This is a genomic window from Chromobacterium sp. CV08 (assembly GCF_051129845.1).
Taxonomy (GTDB): Bacteria; Pseudomonadota; Gammaproteobacteria; order Burkholderiales; family Chromobacteriaceae; genus Chromobacterium.
In genome coordinates this window covers 2,495,661-2,508,214 of record NZ_CP150453.1, presented here as the reverse complement: position 1 = coordinate 2,508,214, position 12,554 = coordinate 2,495,661, and the positions used below count along the sequence as shown (strand labels likewise).

General features: G+C 69.1%; 10 protein-coding genes. 2 read left to right on the top strand and 8 right to left on the bottom strand.

Going from position 1 to position 12,554, the window contains the following annotated elements; genetic code table 11:
- Nucleotides 1–30: 30 nt before the first annotated feature.
- The gene (locus WNM05_RS11700; RefSeq protein WP_434626767.1) at nt 31–3,483 is read right to left on the bottom strand and encodes an alpha/beta fold hydrolase; all 3,453 of its coding nucleotides are present in this window, start codon (nt 3,481–3,483) and stop codon (nt 31–33) included.
- Between the two features lie 393 nt (nt 3,484–3,876).
- Here WNM05_RS11700 and WNM05_RS11695 point away from each other — a divergent pair, with 393 nt between their 5' ends.
- On the top strand, nt 3,877–5,025 hold the full coding sequence (locus tag WNM05_RS11695) for a hypothetical protein (protein ID WP_434626765.1): 1,149 nt from the start codon (nt 3,877–3,879) through the stop codon (nt 5,023–5,025).
- Nucleotides 5,026–5,051: 26 nt separating this feature from the next.
- On the opposite strand, the gene WNM05_RS11690 is transcribed toward WNM05_RS11695, so the two are convergent.
- Entirely contained in the window at nt 5,052–5,825 is a 774-nt protein-coding gene (locus tag WNM05_RS11690) for a substrate-binding periplasmic protein (RefSeq protein ID WP_434626763.1), read from the bottom strand.
- A 58-nt stretch (nt 5,826–5,883) separates the two neighbouring features.
- Nucleotides 5,884–6,186 carry a hypothetical protein gene (locus tag WNM05_RS11685; RefSeq protein ID WP_434626762.1) on the bottom strand — a complete coding sequence of 101 codons (303 nt, stop codon included), beginning with the start codon at nt 6,184–6,186 and terminating at the stop codon, nt 5,884–5,886.
- Nucleotides 6,187–6,412: 226 nt separating this feature from the next.
- On the opposite strand from WNM05_RS11685, the gene WNM05_RS11680 reads away from it, so the two are divergent.
- The gene (locus tag WNM05_RS11680) at nt 6,413–7,405 is read left to right on the top strand and encodes a hypothetical protein (protein ID WP_434626760.1); all 993 of its coding nucleotides are present in this window, start codon (nt 6,413–6,415) and stop codon (nt 7,403–7,405) included.
- Nucleotides 7,406–7,485: 80 nt separating this feature from the next.
- On the opposite strand, the gene WNM05_RS11675 is transcribed toward WNM05_RS11680, so the two are convergent.
- The 5 genes from WNM05_RS11675 to WNM05_RS11655 form a co-directional block, all read right to left on the bottom strand.
- Nucleotides 7,486–8,241, bottom strand: coding sequence for a hypothetical protein (locus tag WNM05_RS11675; RefSeq protein WP_434626758.1), 756 nt, complete (start codon nt 8,239–8,241; stop codon nt 7,486–7,488).
- A 1-nt stretch (nt 8,242) separates the two neighbouring features.
- Entirely contained in the window at nt 8,243–9,178 is a 936-nt protein-coding gene (locus WNM05_RS11670; protein ID WP_434626756.1) for a substrate-binding domain-containing protein, read from the bottom strand.
- Between the two features lie 79 nt (nt 9,179–9,257).
- Nucleotides 9,258–9,935, bottom strand: a complete 678-nt coding sequence (locus tag WNM05_RS11665) for a hypothetical protein (RefSeq protein WP_434626754.1) — start codon at nt 9,933–9,935, stop codon at nt 9,258–9,260.
- Between the two features lie 105 nt (nt 9,936–10,040).
- On the bottom strand, nt 10,041–10,292 hold the full coding sequence (locus tag WNM05_RS11660; protein ID WP_434626752.1) for an acyl carrier protein: 252 nt from the start codon (nt 10,290–10,292) through the stop codon (nt 10,041–10,043).
- Entirely contained in the window at nt 10,279–12,552 is a 2,274-nt protein-coding gene (locus WNM05_RS11655) for a hypothetical protein (RefSeq protein ID WP_434626750.1), read from the bottom strand. Before WNM05_RS11655 ends, WNM05_RS11660 begins: the two co-directional genes overlap by 14 nt.
- Between the last annotated feature and the right edge of the window lie 2 nt (nt 12,553–12,554).

Below are 12,554 nucleotides of genomic sequence, written 5' to 3'. Positions count from 1 at the left end.
CGGGACCGTCGCGGTCCCGGCCCGGCGGCGTCAGGCGCTTGCGGTCTTGTCCAGATGGGCGACGATGGCCGGATAGACGTCGGCGGCGGCCCGGCTGCCGAAGATGCAGTCGATGTGGCCGTAGCCCGGCACCACCAACCGGTCGTAGCGCTGCGGCCCGAACAGCTTCACCAGCCTGTCGTAGGTGCGCTCGGTGCTCTCCGGCAGATAGCACTCGTTCTGCCCGCCGCTGATGAACAGCATCGGCAGTTGCAGCCGGTCGAAGTGCGGCATGTAGACGTCGGCGCCGTCGAAGGCCACCAGCCGCCCTTCCCGGCACATCCGCGCCAGATGCTCCATCGTCCGCATATTGGCGACGCCGAACAGCTCGTGCAGATTGTCGTGCAGCGTCTCGTTCAGCGTGTCGTGGCGGTACAGCGACGCGTACATGAAGGTGATGCGGTGGCAGACCGGATTGTTGCAATAGCCCTGGGCCTCGGCCAGCGCGTAGCCCTTCAGCGCGACGTCGTACAGCTTCTCGAACCAGTCCGAATCGGACGCGGTATAGGCGCTCAGCGACCTCACCCCCAGCTTGTCCAGCACCGTTGGCAGGTGCAGGCCGGTCTTCACCGCGGTGGCGGCCGGCACGACGATGTCGGTGGCGATCTGCGAGCACACGACCGAGCGCACGCCCTCCAGGCCGGCCAGCATGGACATGAAGAAGGTGGTGGCGCCGTAGCAGTGCACGACGCATTGCACGTCGCGCGCGCCGGTGATCTGGCGGATGCGGTCTATCGCGGCCGGATAGTCGTAGCGGGCCACCTGGTCGCCGTCCCATTGCCGCTGACTGGCCGGCAGCAGGATGCTGACGCGGAAGTCCAGCAGCCACACGTCGTAACCGTGCTTGTACAGGAACTCCAGCAGATTGGTCGGGATGGTGTCGGTGGAGAAGATGTTGGAGCCGACGCCCAGTCCGTGGACCAGCATCACCGGTCCCTTGTCGCCGCCATGGTAGCGCGTCAAGCGCAGATCGACGCCGTCCTCGGTGCGGAAGAATTCCACCGTCGGCGCGTCGACCGCCAGCGGCCGCTTCTTGCGCGGCGGCGCGTCCGGATTGAAGTAGACATTGGGCGCCAGCACGCCGCCGTAGCTCTCCCACAGCACGCCGGCGAAGTATTCGCCGAAGCGCGCCAACTGCTTCAGCCGCTGCTCCTCGCCGGAGACGTTCAGGACCTTCATCGTCGTCATCTGCCGCGCGAAGTCGGCCGGCTCGATATGCAGCACGCCGCTGCCGACCACCTCGCCGCCGGCGTCCACGCCCTTGTAGACCGTCACGTACAGCGTGCTGGTGTCGGCCCAGGCCCGCAGCGCGCCGTGGTCGCTGGGAACCGATTTGAACGCGCTGAAGAAGTACTCGGCGCCGTCCTCGGCGCTCAAGCGCATCTTGTAGTTCATATGCCGGACGCCGACCTGCTGCGGATAGGTCTCGAACAGATTGAACACGCCGTGGCTGACGGTCAGCGGCAGCGGCGACAAGGCCGGCGCGTCCAGCGTGCCGACGATGGCGGCCGGGTGGCTGGGGTCGGAGATCAGCCTGTCCAGATCGTCCGAGGCCACGGTCACCGTGAAGCCCATCGTCGAGCCGGCCTCGCGGCCGGCGTCGGCGGCGGCCTGGTAGGCGGCCAGGTCGACGCCGGCCGCCTGTCGGTGCGCGGTCGAAAAGAAACCCTTCATCGTCTCGGTGAACTCTATGCCGGGCCGGAGCGGCTGCGGCGCCCGGCTGGAGACCGACGGCAGCGCGTAATCTATCGTCCAGCCGCGATCGGCGGCCAGCAGCGCCATCGCCCGCTCGCTGACCGCCGAGATGGTCAGCAGCGGATTGACGGCCAGCGAGGTGGGGATCACCGAGCCGTCTGTGACGTACAAGCCCGGATAGACCGCGTCGCCGGCCACGTCGCTGAACACCTGGCCCTTGTGGTTGACCACGCCCTGCTCCGCGTTCTCGCCCATCACGCAGCCGCCCAGCGGATGCACGGTGATCAGGCTGTGCTTGAAAAGCTTGGTCCAGATCGGATTGGGCACGTAATCGCCGCCCAGCGCGCGGGTGGCCTGGTACAGGCGGTCGTTGCCTATCTTGAAGTTGGGCTGTTCGCCGACGCCGGGCCAGTCGATGCGCAACTGGTCGCTGTCGTCCAGCGCCATCGTGCCGCCGCCATTATCGTGGCTCATGATCAGATACGTCTGCAGCCGGTTGACCGCGCCGCGGTAGGGCCCGAGCAGCGCGCTCTCCACCTCTCTGGCGGCGTGCCGTATCCGCGCCAGCGCGCCGGTTTCGGTAGGCTGGCCTATCTCCGCCGCCGCCGCAGCGATCGCCGGCACGATGGCGCCGCCGATGGCGCCCGGAATCGAGCCCTCCTCTATGACCATGCGCCGGCGCCAGTCCGACTCGTCCCGCATGTCGATGATGGAGGTGATACAGGGGCCGACCGGGCCCACCTCGCTGGCGGCATGGGTGCCGAAGCCTATGCCGTTGATCTTGTCGTCGTTGTTGTAGCCGAAGCCCAGGATGTCGCCGTTGCCGCTCATGTGCCGGCCCAGCTGACCGGACAGCGCCAGGCCCATATTGCGCGAGCGCAGCAGGATTTCGGTCGAGCCCAGCGTGCCCGCCGACACGATGACGATGTCGGCCTTGACGAACAGCGTCGGCGCGTCGAATTTCTCCCGGCCGGTGCCGACGTACTGGAAATGGACGATCCAGCCGTCGCCGTCGCGCTCCAGATGCCGCACCGACGCCTGGCAGAATATCTCGGCGCCGTGATTGCAGGCGTCCGGCAGATAATTCATCAGCGTGGTGTTCTTGGCCTTGTTGTTGCAGCCTGAGACGCAGTCGCCGCAGTAGTTGCACGGCAGCTGCTCGACGCCGACGTGGTTGCGACCGTCCGGCAGCGCATCGAAATTGACGTTGATCGGCGGCCGGTAGAAGGTGTGCTGCGCCGTCAGCCGCTCCGACGATTTCTGATTGGCCCGCATCTTCGGCAGCGGCGGCGCGTCGTCCGGATACGGGACGGGCTTCAGCATGTCACGCGCCCGGGCGTAGCCGTCGCGCAGCAGCGTGTCGGCGTGGGCGCGTATGCTTTCCGGCCAGCGGGGGTCGTCGAAGACCTGCGGCTCCGGCTGCAGCGACACATTGGCGTTGATCAGCGAGGTGCCGCCCAAGCCGCAGCCGACGATGACGTTCTGCTGCGCGTTGACGTGCAGGTCGTACAGTCCGGTGCGGGAACCGAGATGGCCTTCCGGGTGGTGGACCTGGAATTCCTCGGTCGCCTCGACCAGCGTGTTCGGGTATTCGCCGGGAACGATCTCGCGTCCCCGCTCCAGCAGACAGACCGTGCGTCCGGCCCGGGCCATCCGCGACGCCGCGATGCCGCCGCCATAGCCGGAACCGATCACCACGACTTCGTAACGCTCCTTGATTTCACTGATTGGAGTTGCGATCCGGACCATTTGCTTGCTCCCTGGCATTGAAGGAAAGCCGGCCCACGAAACCATGCGCAAGGCTGGCGCGGCGTTGCGGCGCGCGCGGCAGCGTTCAATCTATCTTTAATAAAATCAAGGGCGTAAAAATAAATCCGACATTTCTGTTCGATCTAGATCAATCGAACAATGCTGTCAACGACGGTATGACGCTTTTATGACTCGCCGCGAGAACCGTGTCGAAAATGGTCCCCCCATTCCAAGCGATAGCTCACCCCGTCCGGTTTGCAAGACAGTGTAAGTACCTATATCCATTCAAAATTTCCACTCCTATATTTTTTTCAACCGTCCCAAAGAACAGGTCAGACAGCGCGCCCGCGGTCTTTCCGCGGCGATCGCGTCGACCCGAGCGGATGAAAAGCCATGACCGACACCCCGACGCAGGACGATGCGCCCGGCCCCGCCTACCGAGCCGGCGGCTCCCCGCCCTGGCCCGCCGTCCCCGCCGTACCGCGGGAGCTCAGCCGCCTATTGGACGCGGCGCTGCGCGCCGTCGTCGGCCAGTATTTCCGCGATCGGCGGATACGCGCGATCTACCGACTGCCGGCGGCGAGCGAAAACCTGCTGCGCGCAGCTGGCCGCCGCCCATACCAGGTCGGTTTCTACCGGCCCGAATTCGTCTACGACCGCGACGGCCAGGCCCGCCTTTGCGGGCTCGGCGCGCGTTATCCGCTGAACGGCTGGATGGCCGGCCAGCTGATGGACGCCTTCCACGCCCAGGCCCCCGAACGGCGGCCCGGCCACGACGCCTTCCTGCGCATGCTGCGCGAGATGCACCCGCCCGGCAGCGCGGCGGCGATGGTCCACACCGGCGAGCGCGGCGGGGAAGTCCTGCTGCTGGAAAACGAGTTGCGCCGCTGCGGCGTGCGCCTGCTGCAAGCCCATCCGATGGAGCTGCAATGCGAAGGCGGTCGCGTCCGGGTTCGCGATCAGCCGGTGGACCGCTGCATTCTGGAAATGGACCGCAGCGAGCTGCCGCTGATACCGGCCGCCGCGCTGGCGCGGCTGATCGAGACCGGCGCCTATTGCAACGACGTGCGCACGCTGATCCTGGTGGACGACAAGCGGCTGCTGGCGGCGCTGAACCACGCCGGCATCATGGGAGACTGCATGGAAGCCGCCGACTACGCCGCGCTGCGCCCCTTTCTGATCCCGTCGTTCGCGCTGTCCAGCCAGCAGGAGGCCGAGGCGCTGCTGGCCCGGTCCTGCCGGCTGATCGCCAAGCCCCACAGCGGAGGCCGGGAAGCGGGCTCCCGCGTCAGCCACGGCTGCGACGCCGACGAATGGCGGCGGCTGGTGCGGCGGGAATGGCCGCGCTACATGTTCCAGGAATACGTCGAGCAGCGAGAATTCGCCGAGCCGGAAACCGGATTCCCGGTCCGCCTGGTCGGCATGCTGCTGTGCCACAACGCGGCCAGCCACGGCGGCGGCGTGTTCGGCGGCCCGGACGATGGAGCCAGGGACGCCCGCTCCCGCCGCGGCAAGCTTTATTCGGCGATGGTGGCGGCGTAAGACCTTGAACAGGCTCTAAGAGCGGCTCAGCCGCTTTTCGGCGGCGCGGCGCGCAGCTCGGGAACCGGCTCGCCCGGCAGCCAGCGCCGGTAGATGGCGGCGAAGCCGCCGTCGCGCTTCATGCCGTCCAGCGCCCGCTGCCAGGCCCGCACCACCTCGTCCGAGGTCTGCGGCGAAAAGGCGATATAGCCGTAGGTGTGGATGAAGGTGTACGCCGGCCGGACGTCGGTCGGGCGGTAGCCCAGCTGTCTGAGCTGGGTCGGCAGCGTGGTGTTCTCGCTGGCGATCACATCCGCCCGGCCCCGCATCAGCATCGACACCATCTGGCTAGGCGTGGCGATGGGCTTCAGATTGGCGAAGCCGTGCGCCGTCAGCGCCAGCTGCAGATACCAGTCGCGCACCACCAGGACCTGGCCCAGACGCTTGGCGCCGTCCAGCGAATCCAGCGTCAGCTTGCTGTCGCGACGGACGAAGAAGCTGCCCTGCGTCACCGTGACCGGCCCGACCCACTTGAACAGACGCTCGCGCTCGGCGATGCGGTTGGTGTTGAACAGCGCGGTATTGGGCTCCTGCTGCGCCTGGCGATAGGCCCGCGCCCAGGGCACCACCAAGATGGGGTCATGGTTGCCGACCCGGCGCTGGATTTCGCGCACCACCTCCACCACCAGCCCGGCCGGACGCCCGTCCCGGACGAAGCTCAACGGCGGGTCGTCCTCGGTCAGGATGTTCAACGGCGGCGCGGCCGCACAGGCGGCGGCGCTGGCGGCGGCCAGCCATAACGGCAGCAGATGACGGATCATGGACGATCGGCCTGCGCGGTTTCCTCACTTCATTCTAGCCGCTGCCGGCTGCGGTCGTTCACTGCCGCGCGACGCGGCAAGCCAGGCTGGGCGGCACCGCCAGCGAGCGCTGCTCCATCGGGCGCTCGTTCGTGTAGTACGACAGCTGGCGGAGCTCGCCGTCGACATAGCTCATCGTGATGTTGCGGGCGCCGTCGACGTGGATGATCTCGACGCCGCCCTGGAAGCAGGAAATCACCTGATTGTTGAAGTCGCTGTCGCTGACATGTTGGGAACTGCGTACCGGATAATGCCCGTCCGCCAGCGCCATCGCGGCGCTCAAAGCCAGACATGCGGCCACGACCGCCATCACCTTCGTCATATCCACCCCTCGGCATGTCCGCCGCCTGCAGGGCGGCGGCGCTCAAACTCGATTGGAACGCCGGCGTCCGACGCAAGTTCCCCATAGCCGCCATCGCCGCCGCCGGCCGACGTTTTCCGCTGACAGAAGGGACAGGCCTGAAACCGGCAGGAGCAACTACGCTCATTCGGAGACGACCGGCGCGCGCAGCCAGAACACGCCCGCCCCATCCAGGAAAGGAGCGAGCATGAGTATTCCGACAAGGCAAGCATGGATGCGCCGCCTGCTGCGCGGCGTCGCGCTGCTGGCGGCGCTTCAGGCCCCGGCCCTGGCGGCGGACGCCGTCCGCCCGACCGCAGCCGCCGCCCACCGCCCGGCCGGCGTGCCGGCCGATTACGTGATCACGCCGTTCGGCTACTTCCACCCGAGCTGCGTGCAGGAGGTCCGTCCCGGCGAAACGCTGCTGGCCGACGGCCGCATCCGCGCCGTCGGCGGAGGCCTGCGCGCCGGCGCCCGTTGCCGGCACGCGCGCTTTGGCCCGAATGGAGAGGCCGTCGCGGCAGACGGCCCGGCGCCGCGGCCCCAGGCGGCGACCCTGGACCAGGTCAACGGCTGGGTGCTGGACACCGAGCTGATCACCCGTTCGGCCTACGCCGGCATCAGCGCCAACTGGACGGTGCCTGCGGCGCCGGCCTCCAGCGACGGCCAGGTGGTCTACTTCTTCCCCGGCCTGCAGGACCGCAACAATGTGCAGAGCATCCTGCAGCCGGTGCTGGGCTGGAACGCCTTCAACGACAATCGCTGGACCATAGCGAGCTGGAACTGCTGCCGCGACGGCGCGGTGAACTACAGCACGCCGCAACCGACGGCCAGCGGCAACCAGATCGTCGGCACCGTCGCGAACAACTGCGCCGCCGGCACCGCCACCTGCTCGTCGTGGAACATCGTCACGCGCGACGCGACGAGCAATGTCGCCAGCACGCTGAGCCGCACCAGCAACTACGGCCAGACCTTCAACTGGGCGTTCGGCGGCGTGCTGGAGGTGTACGGCGTCAACAGCTGCGACGACTATCCGGGCGACGGCGCGATGAGCTTCACCGCCGTCAGGCTGCTGGACGTCAACAAGCAGCCGATCACCCAGCCCTCCCAGCTGGGCTGGCGCGCCAATGTGCTGCAGCAACAGGCCGGCTGCAATCTGAACGCCGCCGCCAGCCCGACCGTCAGCAGCCTCAGCTACTGACGGACGACATCCGCTTTTCACCGCCGTGACCTTGCAGCCCCCCTGTAGTCATGGCGGTTTTTTTGCGTCCGCGCCGGCGCTCACTTCAGCCAGCGGCTCCGGGTCTCGCGGTAATAGTCCGCCATGCCGTAACGGCTCCATACCGGCAACGCCTCCTCGGCGAACACGCCCTCCTTCAGCGCCGCCCTCATCCTCGCCTGCACCGCCGGCGGCAGCCCGGCATTGCAGGCCACCCAGCGTTCCACCTGCGCCAGCATGAACAACGGCGCCGGCGCCCGCGCGTCCTTGCCCGGCGCCTGGGCCGGCGGCACATCGCTGATGAAGACGTCGAAACGGCCGGCGGCCAGCATCAAAAAGCCGCTGGAGGCGTTTTTCACCGGCGTGAACGACAAGCCGGCCGAACCGAGGAAGTCCCGTACCTCGGCGATGTCGACGGCGCCCAGCCTGCGCTTGCGCAAGGCCGCCGCGTTGGCGATGGCCGCCTTGTCGTCGCCGCGCTTGTAGGCGGTCAGCGCGATCGGGCCGACGACGCCGACGAAATTGACGGTTTCGCTCTCGCCCTGGTCGAAGTTTACGGCCAGCGCGCAGGTATCGTCGCGGGTGGCCACGTCCAGGAAGGCGCGCTTGGCCGGCACCGCCTGATAGACCACCGCGACGCCGGCCTTGCTCATCAAGAGCCGGAACGCGTCGGCGTACGGCCCGGTCAGACCGCCGCCGCTGTGCACCAGGAACGGCGGAGACTCGTCGGCCACCACGGTCAATTTGAGCGGCTGGGCGGCCAGCTGCAGGCAGCATCCCGCCAGCGCCAGGCCCAGCCAGCGTTGCGACCGCCTCATGTCAGCGTCCTTTCACCAGGTCCACCGGTGTCTGCATGATGGTCTGGATATCGGCCTGCCGGGTATGGTTGCGCAGCGATTGCAGCGCCAGGTCCAGCGCGTACTGCATCTGCAGCTCCGGATGCTGGTCGGCGGTGGCGGCGATACGGCCGCTGGCCAGATACGGCGCGACATCGCTGATATTGTCGTAGCCGCCTATCAGCACCTTGCCGATGCGGTGCCTCGCGGCGACCGCCTCGACCGCGCCTATCGCCATATTGTCGTTGCCGCACAAGAGCGCGGCGAGGTCCGGCGCCGCGTCCAGCAATTCCAGCGCCGCCTGCCGCCCCTTGTCGCTGACCCAGTAGCCCCAGCGCATGCCGGCCAGCGTCATGCCGGCTCTGCGTATGGATTCGCGGTAGCCGTCGCTGCGCGCCTTGGCATTGATAGACTGCGGCAAGCCCTCGATGATGCCGACCTTGCTGTCGGGCTTCAGGCCGCGCAGGATGTAGTCGCCGACGCCGCGCGCGCCATTGAAGTTGCTGGGGCCGACGAAGGGGATGTTGACGTTGGCCTTCACCAGCGCCCGCTCGTCCAGCTTGTTGTCGACATTGATCACCAGCGTGCCGGCGGCGATGGCCTTCAGCAGGATGGGGATCATCGCGCTGGAATCGGCGGGCGCGATGATCAGCGCGTCGTCGCGCCGCTCCAGACAGCGCTGGACGATGGCCTGCTGGCCCTTGACGTCCGTCTCCTCCTGCACGCCCTCGACGGTCAGCTGGTACTCGCCGGCGTGGGTCACCCGATGCTGGTCCGCGCCGGCGATCATCATCGTGAAGAACTGGTTGCGCAGCGACTTCAGCGCAATCGTGATGGTCGGCTTGCGCGCGGCTCCGAAGGAAAACGGCAGGGCCAGCAAACCGCCCGCTGCCGTGCTCAAGAATTGGCGACGCCTCATGCGTGTCACGTCCTCGCTGTCGGTTAGCTCAAACTATAGCCAAGCTTGCGGGCCGCTCTCAAGCGCCGGGCGATACGGATCAGCGGCGACGGTACACCATGCGGCCGCCGTCGTCGTCGGTCGCCAGGCCGCCGTCCCCATCGGGCGTCAGCGTCATCGTCCGGAACGGCGCGCGCGCCAGATAGGCGGCGTCGTCCACCGCGAACGCCGCCAGACGCCGGTCGGCGCGGTCGCCGGCGACGTCGAACCATTGCTGCGGGGCGGCGCCGGTCCGGCGCAGGCCGGCGCGCGTCCAGCGCTCCGTCTCCGGCATTTCCACGCTGGCGTCGCCGTTGGCGTCGGTGACGGCGGAGGCCGTCTTGCCGGAGCGGCTGACGAAGCTGACCTCCACGCCCTGCATCGGCCCGACGCCGGGCATGCCGACGATGGCGATCCAGTGCCCCGGCTCGGCCGGTCTGCGCACCCGCATCTCCTCGTCCCGGAACGGACGGAACGCCGGCTCCTTGTCCGGCCCGGCGGCATCCAGCTCCACCTTGCCCTGGCGCAGCGTCCAACGGCCCTGCGCGTACTGGTCGACGGCGCCGTAGCTCAGCCCCCATTCGAAACTGCCGTCCGGTTTCAGCAGCAGCTCGCCGCCGACCTCGCGCACGCCCTGCAGGTAGTAATGGCCGGCCAGCGCCGGCTCCGACGGCGCCGGACCGGACGCGCAAGCGCCGCCGGCCAGCAACAACGATAAAACCGCAACAAGCCGCTTCATCGCGACCTCCTCCGTATCGATCAAACCGGCTAGCATACACCGGTTTGCCGCGGTCCCGATCCGCGGACGATGACGACGGGCCCCTCACGGGGCCCGCTGCGGCCGTCAGGCAGGCTCGCCCGCCCCCAGCAGACGCCGGACGACGGCGCAGACATCGGCCACCGTCCGGATGCCGGCGATGTCGTCGACGCCGATCTCGATGCCGAAGGCGTCGTTCAGCGCCATCACCATGTCCAGCAGCTCCAGCGAGTCGGCGTACAGATCGTCGACCAGCCGGGCCTGCGGCTCGATGCGGGCGGCGTCGGCGGCCAGGCTGGCCTCGATCACCGCCCTGACCTGCTCGTCAACGCTTCGCATCGCCGCGCTCCCGGACGGCGGCCGCGTTCACATGCTGGCCGTCGACGGTGAGGATGACGTCGGACGCCGCCGCCGGCTGCGGCCGGCGCGCGGCTTCTTCCGCCGCGTCCAGACCCAGCGCGCCGAACAGCCGGCTCAGCAGCGGATTGGGCTCGCCACCGCGCAATAGCGCGGTGTCGCGCGCCATCTGCCGAGCGAAACCGGCCAGCTTCTCGCGTTGCGGATGGCGCTCCAGCGCCGGCAGCAGCCGCTCCAGTGCCGGTTCCAGCTTTTCCGTCCGGCCGGCGGCGAAGTCGTCGAGCACCGCGCCCCGATTGAAGCTCGGCAACAGCGCGTCGCGGCTCTTCTCGAAGTCGGCCCGCCGCGCCGCCGGCGTGGCCGGGTCGACCTGCAGGGCGCCGCGCAGCGTGCCCAGCAGCAGGTCTCCGGCCGCGCGCGGCTGGCTGATGAACTGCAGGCTGCGCAGATAGGCGGCGGTCGGCAGCTCGCGCATCGGCGCGAAATCCAGACCGGCGCCGGCCAGGTCGCCGGCCGGCTCGGTCGCGGCAAGCGACGGCTGCGGCGCCGGCGGCGCCTGTCGCGCGTCCTGCGTCGGCCGCGCCCAGTCCAGCAGCCTGGCGACGGCGCTGTCGGCCGGCCAGTCTCCGCCGGTCAGATTGGTCAGCCGCGCCAGCCTCTGCACCTGGCCGCGCAACTGATCGTGTTGCGGGTGGGCGTCCAGCGCGCCCCTCAGCGTCTCCCACTGGCCGTCGTCCAGCGGCTGCCGGTAAGGCTGCGACGCGCCGTCCCTGCCGGGCGCCTCGCGCAGGAAACCGTCGCGCACCGCGACCAGGGCGGCCTGCGCCGGCACGGCTCCCAACTCGCCGCCGTTCAGCCTCAGCGCGTTGCGCAAATCGGTGACCAGCGCCCGCGCCGCCGGATGGGCGTCGCCGTTCTGCTGAAAGCCGACCGAACGCAGCACCGCCTCCGGGTAGTAGCTGCGCCACGTTGCGAACGGCAAGGCGGCCGGGCCCGGTGTCGGCGCATCCGCAACGGGGCCCGCCTGGACGCCGGCATCGCGCGGCGCGTCCACTACGCTTGAGCGCCCGGCGCCTGCCGTCGTCTGCGTCGAGGCGTCGACGCCCGATTTGCTGACGCCGGTCTCGCGCCCGGTCGCCGCGTCAACGCCGACGGAGCGGTTGCCCGCGCGTTCGGCGCCGCGGTCGCGGCCGGAATCGGCCCGTTGCGCCGCGCCGTCCTGCCGCAGTCGCAGCGACACCGCCAGCGGCGTCGGGCCGTCGCCGCGCCGCCTGCCGCCATGGCGGTGGACGACGCGCCGGCTATTATCGGTGTGGCGGCTGTTGTCGATATGGATGTCGCCGATATTGATCGTCACGCCTCCCGCCTGCGGCGGCGTCGGGCCGTTGTCGCCGGTCGGCTCGGCTGCGGCCGGCGGCTCCGGCCGCGCGCCGTTCGGCGGCGGCGGCGCCAACTGCGCCAATACATTGCGCAGCAGCAGCGGCAATACCGCCACGGTGTCCAGATCGCGCGCCAGCTTGCCGACGCCCAGGCCGTGCAGCTCCTGCAAGTGGCCGCGCGCCTCGCGCAAGGCCTCGAAGGCCTGGAAGGCTGCGCGGTCGAACACGCCGCACAGCTGGCGCAGCGCGTCTTCGCTCAGGCGCCCGCCCAGCTGGTGCTCGAGGTATTGCCGCACGAAGGGCATCACCTCGTCACGCATCATCGCGTCGCCGAGCTTGGCGGCGTCGCCGGCCAGATGCTTGCCGGCGAACTGACCCAGCTGGCGCTCCAGCGCGCTGCGCAACTGATAGCCCTTGGCGGTTTTCGGCGTCCACGGCCCGAAGGCCGAACGCTCGCCGAGGCCGTCCTTCAAGATCTGTTCCGCGTACCGGCGCGCCTGGCCGTCCAGCACGCCGCGCGCCTCGGCGCTCAGACCCGGCTGCCGCGACAGCTGATGGTAGACCTTGGCGAATTCGGCGACCTCCAGCTTGGCGTAGACATTGTTGGAACCGTGGTAGACGTCACGCAGCGCGTCGGCGCTGCCGGCACTGGCGAACAGCGCCTCCAGGCTGCGGTTGACGAAGCCGGCCTGGTAGCCGGCCAGATCGCCGTCGGACAGCGCGCGCGCCGGCGGCGTGCCGGCGCGGCCTTCGGCGGCGCTCAGCTGCCGGGCCAGGCCGGTGCGCGGCGCGCCGGCGCCGGCGTGGAGCGCGCTCAGGTCCGGGCAGGACGCCGCGCGCGACAATGAAGCTGTGATGGGCATAT

Coding starts and splice junctions, on each gene's coding strand:
- WNM05_RS11660 (WP_434626752.1), bottom strand. CDS start 10,292: ATGCGAAGCGTTGACGAGCAGGTCAGGGCGGTGATCGAGGCCAGCCTG.
- WNM05_RS11665 (WP_434626754.1), bottom strand. CDS start 9,935: ATGAAGCGGCTTGTTGCGGTTTTATCGTTGTTGCTGGCCGGCGGCGCT.
- WNM05_RS11690 (WP_434626763.1), bottom strand. CDS start 5,825: ATGATCCGTCATCTGCTGCCGTTATGGCTGGCCGCCGCCAGCGCCGCC.
- WNM05_RS11685 (WP_434626762.1), bottom strand. CDS start 6,186: ATGACGAAGGTGATGGCGGTCGTGGCCGCATGTCTGGCTTTGAGCGCC.
- WNM05_RS11680 (WP_434626760.1), top strand. CDS start 6,413: ATGAGTATTCCGACAAGGCAAGCATGGATGCGCCGCCTGCTGCGCGGC.
- WNM05_RS11695 (WP_434626765.1), top strand. CDS start 3,877: ATGACCGACACCCCGACGCAGGACGATGCGCCCGGCCCCGCCTACCGA.
- WNM05_RS11670 (WP_434626756.1), bottom strand. CDS start 9,178: ATGAGGCGTCGCCAATTCTTGAGCACGGCAGCGGGCGGTTTGCTGGCC.
- WNM05_RS11675 (WP_434626758.1), bottom strand. CDS start 8,241: ATGAGGCGGTCGCAACGCTGGCTGGGCCTGGCGCTGGCGGGATGCTGC.
- WNM05_RS11655 (WP_434626750.1), bottom strand. CDS start 12,552: ATGCCCATCACAGCTTCATTGTCGCGCGCGGCGTCCTGCCCGGACCTG.
- WNM05_RS11700 (WP_434626767.1), bottom strand. CDS start 3,483: ATGGTCCGGATCGCAACTCCAATCAGTGAAATCAAGGAGCGTTACGAA.